This is a genomic window from Williamsia sp. z34 (assembly GCF_059553395.1).
Window position 1 is genome coordinate 61069 of the sequence record NZ_JCANWW010000008.1, and the last position, 17709, is coordinate 78777.

At 66.2% G+C, this 17709-nt stretch carries 15 protein-coding genes; 11 read left to right on the plus strand and 4 right to left on the minus strand.

All coding sequences use genetic code 11. The features are described 5' to 3' along the window. Positions 1-47: 47 nt before the first annotated feature. From AC51GT_RS19445 to AC51GT_RS19460, 4 genes are all read left to right on the plus strand, one after another. Positions 48-1256, plus strand: coding sequence for an MFS transporter (locus tag AC51GT_RS19445; RefSeq protein ID WP_496326702.1), 1209 nt, complete (start codon positions 48-50; stop codon positions 1254-1256). A gap of 19 nt (positions 1257-1275) precedes the next feature. Then, positions 1276-2505 carry an arginine deiminase gene (gene arcA / locus AC51GT_RS19450; protein WP_496329850.1) on the plus strand — a complete coding sequence of 410 codons (1230 nt, stop codon included), beginning with the start codon at positions 1276-1278 and terminating at the stop codon, positions 2503-2505. A gap of 2 nt (positions 2506-2507) precedes the next feature. After that, complete coding sequence (locus AC51GT_RS19455; RefSeq protein WP_496326704.1) at positions 2508-2882, plus strand: GntR family transcriptional regulator; 375 nt, start codon at positions 2508-2510, stop codon at positions 2880-2882. A gap of 106 nt (positions 2883-2988) precedes the next feature. Then, positions 2989-4671, plus strand: a complete 1683-nt coding sequence (locus AC51GT_RS19460; RefSeq protein ID WP_496326705.1) for a BCCT family transporter — start codon at positions 2989-2991, stop codon at positions 4669-4671. A gap of 176 nt (positions 4672-4847) precedes the next feature. Here the strand turns inward: AC51GT_RS19460 and AC51GT_RS19465 are convergent, their stop codons facing one another. After that, on the minus strand, positions 4848-6398 hold the full coding sequence (locus AC51GT_RS19465; RefSeq protein WP_496326763.1) for a dolichyl-phosphate-mannose--protein mannosyltransferase: 1551 nt from the start codon (positions 6396-6398) through the stop codon (positions 4848-4850). Between the two features lie 97 nt (positions 6399-6495). Here AC51GT_RS19465 and rsmI point away from each other — a divergent pair, with 97 nt between their 5' ends. Both rsmI and AC51GT_RS19475 read left to right on the plus strand, forming a co-directional pair. Then, positions 6496-7347: a 16S rRNA (cytidine(1402)-2'-O)-methyltransferase gene (rsmI, locus tag AC51GT_RS19470; protein WP_496326706.1), complete on the plus strand. Its 852-nt coding sequence runs from the start codon at positions 6496-6498 to the stop codon at positions 7345-7347. 149 nt (positions 7348-7496) lie between these two features. Further along, positions 7497-9572: a putative bifunctional diguanylate cyclase/phosphodiesterase gene (locus AC51GT_RS19475; RefSeq protein ID WP_496329851.1), complete on the plus strand. Its 2076-nt coding sequence runs from the start codon at positions 7497-7499 to the stop codon at positions 9570-9572. Here AC51GT_RS19475 and AC51GT_RS19480 read toward each other — a convergent pair. Together AC51GT_RS19480 and metG are read right to left on the minus strand one after the other, a co-directional pair. Continuing rightward, positions 9551-10753 (minus strand): aminodeoxychorismate synthase component I, encoded by a 1203-nt coding sequence (locus AC51GT_RS19480; RefSeq protein ID WP_496329852.1) that lies wholly within the window; start codon positions 10751-10753, stop codon positions 9551-9553. The two genes, AC51GT_RS19475 and AC51GT_RS19480, sit on opposite strands and share 22 nt — an antisense overlap. A 50-nt stretch (positions 10754-10803) precedes the next feature. Continuing rightward, positions 10804-12357, minus strand: a complete 1554-nt coding sequence (gene metG, locus AC51GT_RS19485; protein WP_496326709.1) for a methionine--tRNA ligase — start codon at positions 12355-12357, stop codon at positions 10804-10806. A gap of 61 nt (positions 12358-12418) precedes the next feature. Here metG and AC51GT_RS19490 point away from each other — a divergent pair, with 61 nt between their 5' ends. Further along, complete coding sequence (locus tag AC51GT_RS19490; protein WP_496326710.1) at positions 12419-12850, plus strand: TIGR03668 family PPOX class F420-dependent oxidoreductase; 432 nt, start codon at positions 12419-12421, stop codon at positions 12848-12850. On the opposite strand, the gene AC51GT_RS19495 is transcribed toward AC51GT_RS19490, so the two are convergent. Then, positions 12851-13699, minus strand: a complete 849-nt coding sequence (locus tag AC51GT_RS19495; protein WP_496326764.1) for an alpha/beta fold hydrolase — start codon at positions 13697-13699, stop codon at positions 12851-12853. A gap of 149 nt (positions 13700-13848) precedes the next feature. On the opposite strand from AC51GT_RS19495, the gene AC51GT_RS19500 reads away from it, so the two are divergent. From AC51GT_RS19500 to rsmA, 4 genes are read left to right on the plus strand one after another with little or no spacing between them, the layout of a single operon-like run. Continuing rightward, positions 13849-14694: a PhzF family phenazine biosynthesis protein gene (locus AC51GT_RS19500; RefSeq protein WP_496329853.1), complete on the plus strand. Its 846-nt coding sequence runs from the start codon at positions 13849-13851 to the stop codon at positions 14692-14694. A gap of 1 nt (position 14695) precedes the next feature. Beyond that, on the plus strand, positions 14696-15613 hold the full coding sequence (locus AC51GT_RS19505) for a TatD family hydrolase (protein ID WP_496326712.1): 918 nt from the start codon (positions 14696-14698) through the stop codon (positions 15611-15613). Between the two features lie 46 nt (positions 15614-15659). Then, a complete protein-coding gene (locus AC51GT_RS19510; RefSeq protein ID WP_496329854.1) occupies positions 15660-16781 on the plus strand; it encodes a resuscitation-promoting factor in 1122 nt (373 codons plus the stop codon). Between the two features lie 16 nt (positions 16782-16797). Next, on the plus strand, positions 16798-17685 hold the full coding sequence (rsmA, locus tag AC51GT_RS19515) for a 16S rRNA (adenine(1518)-N(6)/adenine(1519)-N(6))-dimethyltransferase RsmA (RefSeq protein ID WP_496326765.1): 888 nt from the start codon (positions 16798-16800) through the stop codon (positions 17683-17685). Positions 17686-17709 lie beyond the last annotated feature (24 nt).

Consider the following 17709-nt stretch of genomic DNA (forward strand, 5'->3'; position numbering starts at 1 on the left):
GGAGGGTCCGATGTGACCGGCTCAAGGCGCGACGGTAGTTTTGTCCCGTGAAGCAGATACCCCGGGAGATATGGGTTCTGCTCGTCGCCAACGTCGTGATCGCACTCGGTTTCGGCCTGATCGCCCCGGCGTTGCCGATGTTCGCACGCAGTTTCAACGTCGGCATCACTGCGGCGTCCGTGGTCATTTCCGCCTTTTCGGTCATGCGACTGTTGTTCGCACCGGTCGGCGGACGGCTCGTCCGGGTGCTCGGCGAACGCCGGATCTACCTGACCGGACTACTGATCGTGGCGGCCTCGACGCTGGCATGTGCGTTTGCGCAGAACTATTGGCAACTATTGGTCTTCCGCGGGCTCGGTGGCATCGGATCGACGATGTTCTCGATCTCCGCGACAGCGTTGATGATCCGGTTGGCGCCGCCCGATATCCGCGGCCGGGTCTCGGGCTTTTTCAGTGCGGGATTCCTCGTCGGCAACATCACCGGCCCGCTACTGGGCAGTGCACTGATCGGTTTCGGGCTGCGGATGCCGTTCGTGGTGTATTCCATCGCGCTGATCGTGGCCTCCGTGGTTGTCGCCACCCAGCTCCGGTCGGTGGGTGGGCGCCCGTTGCCCGGCGGCGACGACGACCAGGTCGCGATGCCCATGGCCGAAGCGCTGCGCGACAGCGCATACCGCGCGATCCTGGCATCGAGTTTCACGCAGGGATGGGCGTCGATGGGCGTGCGTGTCGCGCTGGTCCCGCTGTTCATCGTGGAAGATCTCGATCAGTCCGATGCCATGACCGGCGTGGTGCTCGCGGTCTACGCCGCGGGCAATGTGCTGGCGATCATCGTCGCGGGCCGGCTGTCGGACTCGCTCGGGCGACGCCCGATCATGCTCCCCGGCCTCCTGCTGATGGGGACGTCGACCGCCTTTCTCGGGTACAGCGGCAACATCTGGATCGCGGCCGCACTGACCTTCGTGGCGGGGATCGGTTCAGGACTCTTCGCCCCGACACACCAGGCTGCACTTGCCGACGTCCTCGCCGGTAGGGGGCAGGGTGGCCCGGCTCTGGCGACCTATCAGATGACCGCGGACGTCGGAGCGATCAGCGGGCCGATCATCGCCGGTGTCATTGCACAGCAGTGGGGGTTCGGTCCGGCATTCCTGGTCACGGCCGGGGTGGCATTCGCCGCGACGATCCTGTGGATCGCGGCGCGGGAGACCTTGCCGAAGCGCATCGCCGACGACAACCTGCAGGCGAACGACGCCTGACCGCACTACCGTTGACTGCATGTCACAGACGGCAAGTTCGCAGCAACCGGTTCTGGGTTCGGACTCCGAGGTCGGCCGATTGCGCACGGTGTTGTTGCATCGTCCGGGTGACGAACTGCGCAGGCTCACACCACGGAACAGTGACCAGTTGTTGTTCGACGGTCTGCCCTGGGTGGACCGGGCGCAGGAAGAACACGATGCATTCGCCGACGTGCTGCGTGAGCGTGGAGTCGAGGTGCTGCTCCTCGGCGACCTGCTGACCGAGACCGTTCAGATCAGTGGCGCGGCGCGGATGCAGGGGATCGCGGCCGCGGTCAGCCCGCGCCGACTCGGCCATCATCTGGCTCAGGACCTGTCCGCGGAATTGCGGCGTTTGCCGGCCGGTGATCTGGCCCGGGTCCTGATGGCCGGGATGACGTTCGACGAATTGCCCGAGTCGGCGGCGACGGTGCGGTCCTCGCTGGTGTGGCGGATGCACCACGGTTCCGAGTTCGCGATCGAGCCGCTACCGAACCTGTTGTTCACCCGTGACAGTTCGTTCTGGATCGGTGACCGGTTCGCGATCACCTCGTTGGCGCTGCCCGCCCGGGTTCGAGAGACGTCCCTGACCGATCTCATCTATGCACATCACCCGCGGTTCCTCGGGGTCCGCCGGGCGTACGAATCGCACACGGCACCGGTGGAGGGTGGCGACGTCTTGTTGTTGGCACCGGGCGTGGTGGCGGTCGGTGTGGGGGAGCGAACCACTCCGGCGGGCGCGGAAGCGTTGGCGCGCAGCTTGTTCGACGACAATCTCGCGCATACGGTCCTGGCGGTGCCGATCGAGCAACGCCGGGCCTCGATGCACCTCGACACCGTCTGTACCATGGTCGACACCGACGCGGTGGTGATGTACGCCGCGATCCAGAACACGTTGTCCGCGTTCACGATTCGTGCCGGTGAGAATGTGTCGATCAGCGGACCGGAGCCGTTTGTCGATGCGGCGGCCACGGCGATGGGCATCGACAAACTCCGGGTCATCGATACCGGACTCGACGCGGTCACCGCCGAACGGGAACAATGGGACGACGGGAACAACACGTTGGCGTTGTCCCCGGGGGTGGTGGTCGCATACGACCGTAATGTCGAAACCAATCGGCGACTTGAGGATTCGGGCATCGAAGTGCTCCGGATCGCCGGCAGTGAGCTGGGTTCGGGCCGCGGTGGCCCCCGCTGCATGTCGTGCCCGGTCTCACGGGATCGGGTGTAGGCATGTCTCCTGACCTTCGCATCGACATCACGATCGACCCGGATTCCGACGTGGCGCCGTACGAGCAGGTGCGCCGCGGCGTCATCGAATTGGTCAACTCCGGTGAACTGCTGGCCGGGAGCCGGATCCCCACCGTCCGGGCGCTCGCGTCGGTGCTCGATCTCGCGCCGAACACGGTGGCGCGTTCATATCGCGAGCTCGAGGCCGAAGACATCATCGAAACACGGGGCCGTAAAGGGTCGTTTGTGAAGGCGCATGCAGATTCCACGCTGCAGCGCGCGGGGGAACTGACCGTCGAGCATGTTTCGGCGTTGCGGCAACTCGGCATCGACGACGACCGGATCAGACTGTTGCTCGACACCGCCCTGCGTCGGTGAGTGGCCTGGCGTCACGTCCGATTCTGTTCAGCCGCATACTTTCCGCGAGATCGCAAAAGGATAGCGAATGTTGATCAATAAGGGTTGATGCTGCTTTGGTGAGTACATGGCATTGAAGACCGAACGTTCTGACGCAGTTCCGCCAGCTGACCCCGGAAGTGGAAAACCCCGACTCGATCTGGTGGTTTTCGGGGTCACCGCGGTGGCTGTGATCGCGTTCGTGGTGTGGGGTCTCGCCGACGGATCGCATCTGCGGTCGATCACCGCGGACATGCTGGCCTGGATCACCGAAAACCTGGGATGGATCTACATCCTGTCCGCCACGTTCTTTGTCCTTTTTGCGTTGTATCTCGCGATCAGCAAATACGGCAAGATCCCGCTCGGGCGCGACGGCGAAAAGCCGGAATATCGGACGATCAGCTGGATCGCGATGATGTTCAGCGCCGGTATGGGTATCGGCCTGATGTTCTTCGGCGCCGCGGAACCGCTGGCTCACTATGTCGACGCCCCGCCCGGAACCGAAAGTGAAGATGTCGGTGTCGCCATGGCGACAACGATGTTCCATTGGGGATTCCATCCCTGGGCGATGTATGCCGTTGTGGGCCTGGCGATTGCCTACAGCACCTACCGCTGTGGCCGGGGCCAGTTGGTGAGCGCGGTATTCGCGCCGATCCTCGGGCATCGCGCGAACGGGTGGGGCGGCAAGTTCATCGACATCCTGGCCATCTTTGCCACACTGTTCGGGACCGTCGCGTCGCTGGGGCTCGGTGCGGCGCAGATCGGCTCGGGCATGGTGGAGATCGGATGGCTCGACGACCCGTCGAAGCTGTTGCTGGTGGCCATCATCGCGGTGTTGACCGCCGCGTTCGTCGCCTCGGCGGTGTCGGGGGTGGCCAAGGGAATCCAATGGTTGTCGAACACCAACATGGTGCTGGCCGTGATCCTGGCGATCTTCGTGTTCGTCGTCGGGCCCACTGTGTTCATCCTCAATGTGCTGCCGACGACGATCGGCACATATCTCGGTGACATCACGTCGTATTCGGCGCGATCGGGTGCCACGGTGGACAGTGCCGGCGAAGAATGGCTCGCCGGCTGGACGATCTTCTACTGGGCGTGGTGGGTGTCGTGGACGCCGTTTGTGGGCATGTTCCTGGCCAAGATCAGTCGCGGCAGGACAATTCGGGAATTCGTGGTCGGTGTGATGCTGGTGCCCACGATCGTGTCGTTGGTGTGGTTCGCGATCTTCGGCGGTACCGCGATCAGACAACAGATGGAGGGTAAGGACCTCGATGTCTCCGGAACGGAGGAAAGCCTGCTCTTCGACATGCTCGGCAACCTGCCGCTGACCGGTGTTGCGTCGGTGCTGGTGATGTTCCTGGTGGCGATCTTCTTCGTGTCGGGAGCCGATGCGGCGTCGCTGGTGATGGGGACGCTGTCGGAACGCGGTGCGCAGAATCCGAGCAAAACGGTCACGATTTTCTGGGGGACGTTGACCGGTGGGGTCGCGGCTCTGCTGTTGTGGCTCAGTGGCGACGATGCGTTGGAAGGCATCAAGACGATGGCCATCATCGCAGCACTACCGTTTGTGATCGTGATGCTCGGTATGTGTCTGTCGCTGTACCTGGATCTACGACGAGACCCGCTGATCGTGGCGCGCCGTACGTATAAGGGCGAAATCGACCGGAAACTGCGTGTGAAGGCGAATATCATAGCCGCCGAAGATGATTCCAGCGACGTCATGCCGTCCGACCAGTTCCCCGCCATCACCCCGGACACGTTCGACGACTGACCACCGCCGCCGAGCGGGCCGAAACAACCGCCCAACGTGCCAAAAACACCGCCCGACTGCCCAATCTGCTGGCGGCGCGGCAGTTTCGGCCCGCTCGACGGTATTTTGGGCCCGCTCGACGGTGATTAGGGCCCGGTCGACGGGTGGGGTGGGGGGTCAGTGTCGGAGTGCAGGGGTCAGGCCCAGCTGGGGAGCCAGATCTGTAGGTTCCACAACTCGCGGCTGATCGGGGATCCGGTGAGGATCGGCCACATCCACATGAAGTTGAGGACCACCAGGCCGATGTAGATGCTGATCCCGACCGCGCCCGCGAGCCGCCACTCGTAGGCGTTCTTGCGTGGCTTCCGGCCGGCCGCCAGGATGTCGCCGACGCAGAGGGCCAGACCCATGATCAGGAACGGGGCCATCGCGGTTCCGTAGAAGAAGTACATCTGCCGATCGAGGTTGGCGAACCAGGGCAGATAGGCCGCGCCGTAGCCGGCCAGGACCACCGCGTATCGCCAGTCGCGCCGGAAGAACATCCGCCACAGGGCCCACGCGAGCATGGGCAAGGCCAGCCACCACAGGATCGGCGTGCCGATGAACATCATGGCGCGAACGCATTCGGATTCGCCGCACTGGTCGGGGCCGTACTCGATGTAGTACAGCATGGGGCGCAGGCTCATCGGCCAGGTCCAGGGCTTGGATTCCCAGGGGTGATGGTTGCCCGCAGAGTTGGTCAGGGTCGAGTGGAAGTCGAGCACGCCGGACTCGTAGTACCAGAGCGAGCGCAGCGCGTCGGGCACCCAGGCGAACGGCCCGTCGGTACCGATCTGCCTGCCGACCTCATAGCGGTACACCGCCGTCTCGGAGGCGAACCAGGGTGCGAAGGTGGCCAGGTACACCAAGATCGGCGTGAGGCCCAACGAGAATCCGGTGGGGATCAGATCGCGTACCAGGACTCCGCGCCATGGCCGCCGGACCTTGTAGGCGCGCCGGGTGGCGACGTCGAAACCGAGCGACAGCACGATGAAGAAGGCGACGAAGTAGATGCCGGACCACTTGGTGCCGCAGGCCAATCCCAGCAGGATGGCCGCGCCGAAGCGCCACCACCGAAAGCCCAGGCGGGGGCCGTAGACGGAATCTCCCATCCGTCCTTCGAGGTGGACCCGGTGCATCCGGGCGCGCATCTGATCGCGGTCACAGACGATGCAGGACAGCGCGGCGACCACGAAGAAGATCTGGAAGATGTCGAGCAGCCCGGTGCGGGAAGCGACAAAACTCACCCCGTCGCAGATCAGCAACACCCCCGCGATGGCCCCGACCAGGGTCGACCGGGTGAGCCTGCGGACCAGGCGGATGACGATCAGGATCATCAGCGTTCCGCAGACCGCGGACATGAAACGCCAGCCCCAGGCGTCGTAGCCGAAGATCCACTCGCCGATGGCGATCATCCATTTGCCGACCGGGGGATGCACCACCAGGCCGTAGGCGGGGTTGTCCTCGAGCCAGTTGTCGCCGGTGAGGACCTGCCAGGCCTGTGGGACGTAGTGCTTCTCGTCGAAGACCGGCGTGCCCTTGTCGGTGGGTGTGCCGAGGTTGATGAAGCGGGTTGCCGCGCCGATGGCGGTGAGGATCAAGGTGACGATCCAGCCGCGCCTGCGGTCGGTGGCACCGAAGACCGGTGCGGGTACATCACGGGCATCGTTCGGGGTGTTGCCGAGGTCCTCGGCATGCGTGCCCGGCAGTTCTCCCGGGAGTCGACGGGTGTTGATCGAGTCCTCCGGCGTGGAGATCTCGAGCGGCGGGGAGAACGTCACGGGGCCAATCGTAGGCTGTGCAGTGATGAACTCTCCGGAACCGCACGGCCAACTGGTACTCGCAGCAACCCCGATGGGGCACCTCGACGACGCCTCACCCCGACTACGGCAGGCGATGGCCAGCGCCGATGTGGTCGCCGCCGAGGACACCCGCCGGGCGCGGGCCCTGGCCGCGGGTCTGGGGGTGACCATCACCGGGCGGGTCGTGAGCTATTACGACCAGGTGGAGGCGCAGCGGACACCGGCTCTGGTCGAAGAGGTCCGGTCCGGTGCAACTGTGTTGGTGATCACCGACGCGGGGATGCCGTCGGTGTCCGACCCCGGCTACCGCCTCGTGGTGGCCTGTGTCGAGGCGCAGTTGCCGATCACCTGCCTGCCGGGCCCGTCGGCGGTCACCACGGCGCTCGCGGTCTCGGGACTGCCGGTCGAGCGATTCTGCTTCGACGGTTTCGCCCCTCGTAAACCGGGTCAGCGCAAGAAGTGGTTGGCCGCCTATGTGGAAGAGCCGCGCACCGCGGTGTTCTTCGAGGCGCCACACCGTCTGGCCGAGTGCCTCGGCGACGCGGTGGAGGTACTCGGACCCGACCGTCGGGCGGCGGTGTGCCGGGAACTCACCAAAACCTACGAGGAGGTGCGCCGCGGGACGCTGGCAGAGCTGTCGCGGTGGGCTGCCGATGGGGTCCGCGGTGAGATCACGGTGGTGCTCGAGGGTGCCGTCGCCGGTGAACCCGACATCGATGATCTGGTGGCGCGGGCCGAAGAGCTCGTGGCGTCGGGTGTCCGGCTGAAGGACGCCTGCGCGCAATTGGCGGCTTCCTCTGGTGCGTCCAAGCGTGAACTCTACGAAGCAGTGCTGGCCGGCCGTCCGGACGAGTAGGCGCTTCCCGCCCGCCGGGTTTATGTGATCGGACCGTCATTATTTGGCCGATCGTTCAAAGTCGGCTGAGACGACGGCGGCGGAGGCGTAATGTTCGGCCCATTGTCAGTGGTGTGCCTGGGTGTGGCACCTCGGGAGGGGGCGATCGCATGGCGGCCTTCGATCATGTCGACCTGGACGCGATGCCCAACCCGGTGTGGGTCGCCGGCCGCGGCGGGACCCGGGGGCATGGCAACCGGGCGTGGTCCGAGTTCGTCGGCTGCGCGGTCGGGGCCCTGGCCGACTGGACGGACGTCGTCCACCCGGCGGATCGGGAACGGGTGGTGCAGGCCTGGGAGTACGCCACGGCGCATGGCGAGACCTTCGGCGATGAGTGTCGCCTGCGCGAGCGTGACGGCGGGTACCGCTGGTTCGTGATGATGGCCTATCCGCCGGACGCATCGCGGGATTCGTCGGGGCAGTGGGTGATCAGCTGCGCCGACATCGACGAGCGGGTGCGTGCACACCGAGCGCTGGTGGTGAGCGCCGAGATCCAGAACACCATGCTCGATGCGAGCGGCGATTGCATCAAGATCCTCGATACCGACGGCGTCGTGGTGCACATGAACAAGGCGGGGTGTGCCGCACTCGGGCTGCCAATCGAGACGACCATCTTCGGAATGCGTTGGCTCGACCTGCTGCCGGAAGAGTTTCGCGGGCGCGGACAACGCGCCATCAATGCGGCCAGGAGCGGCGAGAACGCGCATTTCGCGGGTTCGCTCCCGACGGAAGGGCCGTCCCGGCAGTACTGGGACAACCTGCTGACGCCGATGAAATCCGCGGACGGGACAACCGCACGGATCCTGTGCGTCTCGCGCGATGTCACACTGCAGCACGAGGCCGAAGCCCGGCTGCGCAGTGCCGGGGAGATCGACGACCTCACCGGCCTTCCCAACCGCAGATCGTTCAAGATCCACCTGAAGCGGGCCCTCGGCCGTGCGCGGAACACGAACCGGCCGGTGGGCCTGCTCCTGATCGACCTCGACCACTTCAAACTGGTCAACGACACCCTCGGACACCCGGCCGGTGACCATCTGCTGCGGGTGTTGTCCCGGCGCCTGCGATCGTGTCTGCCGGACAGTGGGTACGTCGCCCGGCTCGGTGGTGACGAGTTCGGTGTGGTGATCGAGGACGTGAACGGTGATGCCGAACTGCAGGCGGTGGCAAAATCCGTTGCCGCGCAGACGAACACGCAGGTCACCTACGCGGGCAAGGTGATCAACGGTGGAATGAGCATCGGCTGCGCCACGTATCCGCGCGATGCCGCAGACGCCTCTGGACTGTTGAGGTCGGCCGACACCGCACTCAACGACCTCAAGGCGGGCGGACGCGGCGGGGTCCGGATGTTCAGTGCGGAGATGATGGCCGGAACCGAAGACGCGGCGGCGCAGCGCGGGCGCGCCCGTCAGCTCATCCGCGACAACGCCATCGAACCGCACTACCAACCCAAGGTCCGCCTCGCCGACGGAGAAGTCGTCGGATTCGAGGCTCTGTTGCGCTGGCGGACACCGTTGGGCCTGCAACTACCCGGCGCAGTGGCCGAAGCGTTCAAAGACTACGAGCTGGCCACCCGGCTGGGCGCTCTGATGCACCTGAAGATCTGCCGCGACATCGCCGCCTGGATCGACGCGGACCTGCCCATCGTGCCGGTGTCGTTGAACGCCTCGCCGGTCGAGTTCCTGCGCGATGACTATGCCGAGAGACTGTTGCGGCGGTTGGAACTCTTCCGGATCCCGACCTCGCTCATCGAGGTCGAGATCACCGAACACATTCTCACCGATCGCGGATCGGAACATGTTGTGCGAGCACTCAATGCGCTCAAGTCGGCCGGAGTGCGGGTGGCACTGGACGACTTCGGTACCGGGCATTCATCGCTGGCCCACCTGCGCGACTACCCGGTCGACTGCGTCAAGATCGACCGCGGGTTCGTCCGGCGACTGAACGATGACCCGGCCGTCCTGGCCATCGTCCGGGCGATAGCCCAACTCGGGCCCGGCCTCGATCTCGACGTCGTCGCAGAGGGCATCGAGACCGAGCTGGAGTGCTGCGCGCTGGCCGATGCCGGATGCGCCTTCGGCCAGGGCTTTCTGTTCGCCGAGGCGATGGATGCGGCAGCGGTGGTGGCGCTGCTGCGGTCTGCCGACGGACTGAATCCGGACCGTCGTCAGCCGTCGGCGCTGGTGTGATCGGGCCGGTGTTGCAGGCCGATGATCGCGGCCGCCTTGTCGAGGCATTCCTGCCACTCGCTTGCGGGGTCGGAATCGATGGTGATGCCGCCACCGACACCGAGGTGCACCGAGCCCTCGGGTGAGACCTCGACCGTGCGGATCGCGACATTGAGGTCGAGGTCGCCGTCGGGGGAGGCCACTCCGATCGCGCCGCAGTAAAGCCCGCGGGGATGCTGCTCCCAGTCCGTGAGTAGCTCGCGCGCACGGATCTTGGGGGTTCCGGTGACCGAGGCAGGCGGAAAGGTCGCGTCGATCAGGTCGCTGTTGGACACTGTCCGACCGAGCGTGGCCTGCACCGTCGACACCAGATGCCAGACCCCCGGGGCCGGATGAACCTGCAGCAACTCGGTGACCGTGACGGTGCCCGGGACGGCGACGCGGCCCAGATCGTTGCGGACCAGGTCGACGATCATGATGTTCTCCGCCACATCCTTGGCGGAGCCGAGCAGTTGTTTCGGGTCGAGATCGATCGGGAGCGTTCCCTTGATGGGACTCGAGTGGACCACTGCACCGTGCCGCCTCAGGAAGGTCTCCGGTGAGAACGACACCACCGAACCCCAATCACCTTGCAGGAAAGCAGATTTCCTGGGCCGGGTGACATCGACACCGTCGGAGAAGTAATTGGCGACGGACCCGTCGAGCTGCCCGGTGAACCGCGTGCAGATACACGCCTGGTACACCTCGCCGGCTGCGATGGCGTCGAGGCACTGCTCGATGGCTCTCACGTGTGGCGCCTTGTCGGGCGGTGTCCACCGCACCGCCCAGTTGTCCCGGTGCTGTTCGGTCAGGGCGGCGAGAACCCAGTCGGGACACGGGCGGTCGGTGACCGAGGTCCACCACCAGGTGCCCAGTCGGTCCTGGTGCAGGATGGCGTCCGTCGATCCGCCCGCGGTGGCCGGCAACGGGCCCTCGTCGGCGCGATCCGGAAAACCCAGGTACCCGAACCAGAACTGGTCCGGGTGGTCCGGAACCGCGGTGCCCGCGGTCAGCGTGATCGACGGGGCGATGACGGCATCGGACCCGAGCCAATCGCCGATCAGTGCCGCCGGACCGGGCAGGCCCAGCCGGCGCGTGTGAAAATCCAGCGCGCGCACCACATCCGGGGCGGCGGCGGGACCGATCTCAACGCTGCGCAACACACCGCCCGCACCGGTCCGTACGGGCGATGGGCCGTTGGGGCACTGAGGGCTCAGCTCTTCGGTGCTTCGTAGCGCGGGAAGATCGGTGTCGGCTTCGGCAGGGACGTTCCGGCGGTGAGCCGCTGGGCGATCGCGTCGAAGTCACGTGAATCTGGCTTGACCACAAGCTGATCCAACAGACGTGCCGACGAATCCGGCATGGCCGGCTGGGTGAGCAATGCCGCGATCCGGACCACCTCGGCACAGATGTAGAGCACGGTGCCGGTGCGTTCGAGATCGGTCTTCGCCAGCTTCCACGGCTCTTCGACGGAGATGTACTTGTTGGTGTCGCCCAGAACGTCCCAGATCGCTTCGAGTCCGGAATGGATTGCCTGCTGGTCGAATTCGGCGCGGACCCGGTCGAGAAGTCCGTCGGCCTTGGCCAGCAGGGTGTTGTCGGCCTCGGTGAGGTTCACCGGGGCAGGCAGCACGCCGTCGAAGTACTTGCCCACCATCGAGAGCGTCCGCTGGGCGAGGTTGCCGAGTTCGTTGGACAGATCGGCGTTGACCCGCGCGACGATGGCGTCGTGACTGTACGAACCGTCCTGGCCGAACGGCACCTCGCGCAGGCAGAAGAACCGGATCGGATCGAGACCGAACTCGGCGATCAGGCCGGCGGGGTCGACCACGTTGCCGACCGACTTGCTCATCTTCTCGCCGCTGTTGAGCAGGAAGCCGTGTGCGAAGACCCGTTTGGGCAGTTCGATCCCGGCGCTCATCAGGAATGCGGGCCAGTACACACAGTGGAACCGGATGATGTCTTTGCCGATGATGTGCAGGTCGGCGGGCCAGTACTTCTTCCAGGCCGCCGAATCGGTGTCGGGGAAGCCCGCGGCGGTGATGTAGTTGGTCAGCGCGTCGACCCACACGTACATGACGTGGGCGTCGTCGCCCGGTACCTTCACGCCCCAGTCGAAGGTGGTGCGGGAGATCGACAGGTCCCGCAGGCCTCCGCGGACGAAGCTGACCACCTCGTTGCGGCGGGTGTTGGGTCCGATGAACTCAGGGTGCTCGTCATAAAGAGCGAGGAGCTTGTCCTGGTACGCCGAGAGCCGGAAGAAGTACGACGCTTCCTCGGTCCACTCGACCGGCGTTCCCGACTCGGTGGCGATGCGGCTGCCATCCTCGAGGACGGTCAGTTCGGCATCGCCGTAGAAGGCTTCGTCGCGGACGGAGTACCAGCCGGAGAACTTGTCGAGGTAGATGTCGCCGTTGGCGTTCATCCGCTCCCAGATGGCCCGGGACGCGACATGGTGGTCGGCGTCGGTGGTGCGGATGAACCGGTCGAAGCTGCTGCCCAGCATCTCCTGCAGTTCGCGGAACGCGGCGGAGTTGCGGTCGGCCAGCTCGCGGGTCTCGACGCCCTCGTTCTCTGCGGTCTGTTGCATCTTCTGGCCGTGTTCGTCGGTGCCGGTGACGAACAGCACGTCATAGCCGTCGAGCCGCTTGAATCGTGCCAGTGTGTCGGCCGCAATGTACTCGTAGGCGTGCCCGATGTGCGGTGCCCCGTTGGGGTATGCGATGGCCGTTGTCATGTAGAACGGCGGTTTTGTTGCAGAAGCCATGGTGTCGACAGCTTATCGGCAGGCCGAGCCTGCGCGGACTCGGCCACTACAGTTGCCCGGTATGGGTGACCCCACCGGCACGCGAGTGCCGCTCGAGCGATTTGCCGCCGCCCGGTCGGCCCGGCTGGCGACGGTGTCGGCCACCGGAGGTCCGCACCTGGTCCCGGTCGTCTTCGCCGTCGACGGCCAGACGATCCACCTGGCCGTCGACGGCAAGCCGAAATCGACCCGGCAGCTGCGGCGGCTGGCGAACATCGAGCGCAATGCCCAGGTCTGCCTCCTGGTCGACGAGTACACCGAGGACTGGGAGCAGCTGTGGTGGGTGCGCGCCGACGGCCACGCCGCGATCCACACCGAAGGCCCCGCGGTGGACCGGACGTATCAACTCCTGCGAGCCAAATACCCGCAGTACGCGACCGTGCCGCTCGACGGCCCGGTCATCGTGGTGGCCGTGACCCGATGGTCGGCCTGGAGTGCAACCGGCCGGGCCTGACTACTCCGCCCGGGCGAAGTTCTCGGTCAGTTCGAGGATGATCCGCGGCCACAGGGGTTCGGGGATGTCGTGCGCCATGTCCTTGAGCAGGACGAGCTTCGAACCCTTGACCGCCTTGGCGATCGCCTTGCCACCCGTCGGGCGCATCAGACCGTCCGCGGTGCCGTGGATGACGACGGTCGGTGCGGTGATGGCGCGGGTATAGGGGAGCAGACTGCCGGTACCCATCACCGCGGCCGCCTGTCGCACGACGCCGGCCGGGTCGTGGGCGCGGTCGTAGGCCAGGGTGGCGCGACGCAAGGACTCTTCCCAGGGCAGTGCGTATTTGGCGCTGCCGATGGTGCGGGCGGATCGCGCGGCGTTTTCGATGTACTCCTCGCGGGTGGCGCCGATGCCCGGCCCGGAGAGCAATGCCTTGAGTTTGCGGGGATCCGGTGGCGGGAGGAAGGCCTGGTTGGTGCTGGAGAACATGATGCCCACCGACAACACCCGGTCGGCATACTTACCCGCCACGATCTGGGCGATCATGCCGCCCATCGAACCGCCGACGATGTGGGCCTGCCGGATCTCGAGGGCGTCGAGGAGGCCGACCGCGTCCGCCGCCATGTCGACCAGGGTGTACGGCACCTCACTGGCCTTGCCGAGTTCGTAGTTGGCGAGCCGTTTGAGCAGCGACCCGTCGACCCGGACGCCGTCGAGGTGTGTCGACAGACCGATGTCGCGGTTGTCGAAACGGATGACGCGGTAGCCCTGATCGGCGATCTTCATACAGAACTCGGTCTGCCAGAACGTCAGCTGGGCGCTCAGGCCCATGATCAGCAGCACTGCCGGATCGTCGGGATCGCCCATGTCCTCGTAGGCGATCGTCAGGTCGCCGACCTGCTTCGTGCCCACCCGGTGGTTGGTCTGTGTCACATCGCGCCACTTTAGTGCACCTGCTGTCGAGTCCGGTCGATTTCCATTCGCCAACCGCGGGGGCGGACGGGCACAATCCACACATGTCACCTCGCCGGTTCGAGCAAGTCGATGTCTTCGCGTCCGGGCCGCTGACCGGTAACCCCGTCGCCGTCGTGTTCGGCGCCGACGACCTCACCGACGACCAGATGCGCACGTTCGCGCGGTGGACGAATCTGTCCGAGACGACGTTCGTGTGTACCCCGCGGGATCCGGCGGCGGATTACCTGCTCCGGATCTTCACGCCTGCCGGGGAACTGCCCTTCGCCGGACACCCGACCCTCGGTTCGGCGCACGCCTGGTTGCAGGCCGGTGGAGAGCCGAAGGGCGAGAAGATCATTCAGGAATGTGGCGTGGGACTGGTCGGTATCCGCGCGGTCGGCGACGCGCTGGCGTTCGCGGCCCCACCGCTGATCCGGTCGGGCGCGGTCGAGGCCGACGACCTCGCCCTCATCCGGCAGGCCCTGGGTCTGCGCCCGTCGGATGTCGTCGCCGCGAACTGGGTGGACAACGGGCCGGGATGGATCGGATTGCTGCTGACCTCGGCCGGCCTGGTACTCGACGTCGAGCCGGATTTTGCCGCGCTCGGGGCGTTCAATGTCGGCCTCATCGGCCCCTACCTGGGCGAGACGGGACCACCTGATCGACCAGATTACGAAGTCCGGGCCTTCGCCCCCGGCGCGGGCGTCGCGGAGGACCCGGTGACCGGCAGCCTCAATGCCGGCCTGGCGTGCTGGCTGCGCGGGCTGGAGATCGCGCCCGCGACATACGTCGCGGCGCAGGGGGCGGCGCTGGGCCGGTCCGGCCGTGTCCTGATCAATGACGACGACACCGACATCTGGGTCGGCGGTCGCAGTGTGTCGGTCATCGTCGGCGAGGTCGATCTCTGACATGACCGATCAGACGACGCCGGGACCCATCGCGCCGGACACGAGCAACGGCCAGGAGAAGAGCAACAAGGAACTCAAGAAGGAGCGGCGGCGCACCCCGCCGCCGGATCCGGAGCCGTTGCCCCCGCTGATCGACGCCCACACCCACCTGGCCGCCTGTGGCGGGCGGGATGCCGAATCGGTGCGGCAGATTCTCGACCGTGCCGAGGCCGTGGGTGTTCTTGCCGTGGTCACCGTCGCCGACGACATCGTCGATGCCCGCTGGGCCGTGGACGCGGCGCGGTGGGATTCGCGGGCGTACGCCGCCGTGGCGTTGCACCCGACCCATGCGCACGAACTCGACGACGCCACCAAGGCCGAACTCGAACAGATGCTGACCGACCCGCGGGTCGTCTCGGTGGGGGAGACCGGCCTGGACTACTACTGGCCGGGCAAGTCGGACGACTGCGCGACCGTCCCACAGCAGCATGAGGCGTTCGCCTGGCATATCGATCTCGCCAAACGCGTCGGCAAGCCGCTGATGATCCACAACCGCGAGGCCGATCGCGACCTGCTCGATGTACTCGAACGCGAGGGTGCGCCGCAGACGGTGATCATGCACTGCTTCTCCGGGGACGAACGCGTCGCCGCGGAGTGTGTCGAGCGCGGGTATCTGCTCAGTTTTGCCGGGACGGTGAGTTTCAAGAACTCCACCACCTTGCAGGCCGCGGCCGCTCTGGTGCCCGACGATCAGCTCCTGATCGAGACCGATGCGCCGTTCCTGACACCCCACCCGTATCGAGGCCAACCGAACCAGTCGTACGTCCTGCCCTACACCGCGCGGGCGCTGGCGGAGGTGCGGGGGCAGGAGCCAGCGGGGCTCGCCCGAGCTGTTACCCAAAATGCGATCCGCGCATACGGATTGGACCTGCAGGTTTAGCGATAGCTTTGCACAACGCACACCATCTCGTTATCTTGTTGTGATCATGTCTGTGCTTGCTCGTATCAACGAATCGACCTCCCGCACCCCACGCATCGCAATCGCGCTACTGCTCGCAGTACTCGTCGCAGGCGGTGTGATGGGGATCGTCGCCCACAAAAGCGTGACGATCGACGTCGACGGCGAGGTGGTCAGCGTCGCCACCATGCGTAGCTCGGTCGACGCCATCCTGGACGAACAGGGTTACGACCCGGCCGACGGCGACCTGGTGTTGCCGGCACCCGACGACCGGGTGGGCGATGGCGAGACCATCACCCTGCACCGGCTCAAGACCCTGACGGTCAACGTCGACGGTCAGCCCCGTGAGGTCAAGACCACCGCCACCACGGTCCAGCAGGCGCTCGCGCAGATCGACCTCGACTCGGCGGCCAATGACATCGAAGGTCCCATCACCGAGCAGCTGCCGGTGTCCGGTGGCACCGTGAACGTGGTGCTTCCCAAGAAGGTCAAGCTCACCGACGGGACGCACACCTCGACGCCGCAGATCGCCGCGAAGACCGTCGCCGAACTGCTCCAGGACACGGGCAACCCGCTGACGCCGACCGATCAGGTCACACCGGCCGCCGACGCGCCGGTGACCAACGACATGGACATCACCGTCACCCGGATCCGCACCGAGACCGTGACAGTGACCGAACCGGTCGCACCGCCGGAGAACAAGGTCGACGACCCCGAACTGACCACCGGCCGTACCGAGGTCAAGAACCCGGGACAGCCCGGCTCCGCCGAGGTCACCTATGAGGTGACCACCGTCAACGGCAAAGAGACCGAGAAGGTGAAGCTCGATTCCGTGGTGAAGGTCGAACCGAAGCCGGCCACCGTGGCGGTCGGCACCAAGCCGGGTGCGCCGTACGTGCCGCCGGGCTCGGTCTGGGACCGGCTGGCGCAGTGTGAGGCGACCGGCAACTGGTCCATCAACAACGGCAACGGTTTCTACGGTGGCGTGCAGTTCGACCAGAACACCTGGGACCGCTGGGGTGGCCAGGAATACGCGCCGCGCGCCGACCTCGCGACCCGCGAGGAACAGATCGCAATTGCAACCAAGACCCAGGCCGCGCAAGGATGGGGCGCATGGCCTTCTTGCTCGTCCAAACTCGGACTTCGTTGATCTCACCGCAGCACGCCTGCCCTCGTGGGCGGACGCTGCGCTGAGTAACGTACCCGCGCTGCTCGGTCCGGCGGAGATCCGTGAACTCGCCGCCGAACTCGACATCCGCCCCACCAAGACCCTCGGCCAGAACTTCGTGCATGACGCCAACACGGTGCGGCGCATCGTGACGGCCTCCGGGATCGGTCCGGACGATGTGGTGGTCGAGGTCGGCCCCGGACTCGGCTCGCTGACCCTGGGACTGCTCGCGGTGGCCAAAGAAGTGATCGCCGTCGAGATCGATCCCCGGCTCGCCGGCCGGCTGCCCGCGACCGTCGCCGAGCGTGCGCCCGACCAGGCCGATGCGCTGACCGTGGTCACCAAGGACGCCTTGCGGGTGACCGCGGAGGACCTGCCGACCGCGCCGACCGCGCTGGTGGCGAACCTGCCCTACAACGTCGCCGTGCCGGTGCTGCTGCACCTGATGTCGGAGTTCCCCAGTATCCGCACGGCATTGGTGATGGTGCAGCTCGAGGTCGCCCAGCGGCTGGCTGCCGGTCCCGGCGGGCGCGTCTACGGGGTTCCCAGCGTCAAGGCACGGTTCTTCGGGGAGGTCTCCCAGGCCGGCTCGGTGGGGCGGCATGTGTTCTGGCCCGAACCCAAGGTCGAGTCCGGTCTGGTCCGGATCAGCCGGTACGCCGAACCGCGCTGGCCGGTCGACGAGGCCCATCGCCGACGCGTCTTCTCGGTGATCGATGCGGCTTTTGCCCAGCGGCGCAAGATGTTACGTGCGGCGCTGTCCGGTCTGGCCGGTTCATCCCCGGCGGCCGAGGAGCTGCTGACCGCCGCCGGTATCGACCCCACCCTCCGGGGTGAGCGCCTGGCCATCGACGACTACGTGGCGCTCGCCGCGCAGCTTGATTAGCCGGGCCGCATAGACTTGGCGATC

Excerpts from the sequence above, each read along its gene's own strand:
- rsmI (WP_496326706.1), top strand. The coding sequence starts at position 6,496 with ATGAACTCTCCGGAACCGCACGGCCAACTGGTACTCGCAGCAACCCCG.
- AC51GT_RS19500 (WP_496329853.1), top strand. The coding sequence starts at position 13,849 with ATGTCACCTCGCCGGTTCGAGCAAGTCGATGTCTTCGCGTCCGGGCCG.
- AC51GT_RS19455 (WP_496326704.1), top strand. The coding sequence starts at position 2,508 with ATGTCTCCTGACCTTCGCATCGACATCACGATCGACCCGGATTCCGAC.
- AC51GT_RS19495 (WP_496326764.1), bottom strand. The coding sequence starts at position 13,699 with ATGGGCGATCCCGACGATCCGGCAGTGCTGCTGATCATGGGCCTGAGC.
- AC51GT_RS19505 (WP_496326712.1), top strand. The coding sequence starts at position 14,696 with ATGACCGATCAGACGACGCCGGGACCCATCGCGCCGGACACGAGCAAC.
- AC51GT_RS19460 (WP_496326705.1), top strand. The coding sequence starts at position 2,989 with ATGGCATTGAAGACCGAACGTTCTGACGCAGTTCCGCCAGCTGACCCC.
- AC51GT_RS19490 (WP_496326710.1), top strand. The coding sequence starts at position 12,419 with ATGGGTGACCCCACCGGCACGCGAGTGCCGCTCGAGCGATTTGCCGCC.
- arcA (WP_496329850.1), top strand. The coding sequence starts at position 1,276 with ATGTCACAGACGGCAAGTTCGCAGCAACCGGTTCTGGGTTCGGACTCC.
- AC51GT_RS19510 (WP_496329854.1), top strand. The coding sequence starts at position 15,660 with ATGTCTGTGCTTGCTCGTATCAACGAATCGACCTCCCGCACCCCACGC.
- metG (WP_496326709.1), bottom strand. The coding sequence starts at position 12,357 with ATGGCTTCTGCAACAAAACCGCCGTTCTACATGACAACGGCCATCGCA.
- AC51GT_RS19475 (WP_496329851.1), top strand. The coding sequence starts at position 7,497 with ATGGCGGCCTTCGATCATGTCGACCTGGACGCGATGCCCAACCCGGTG.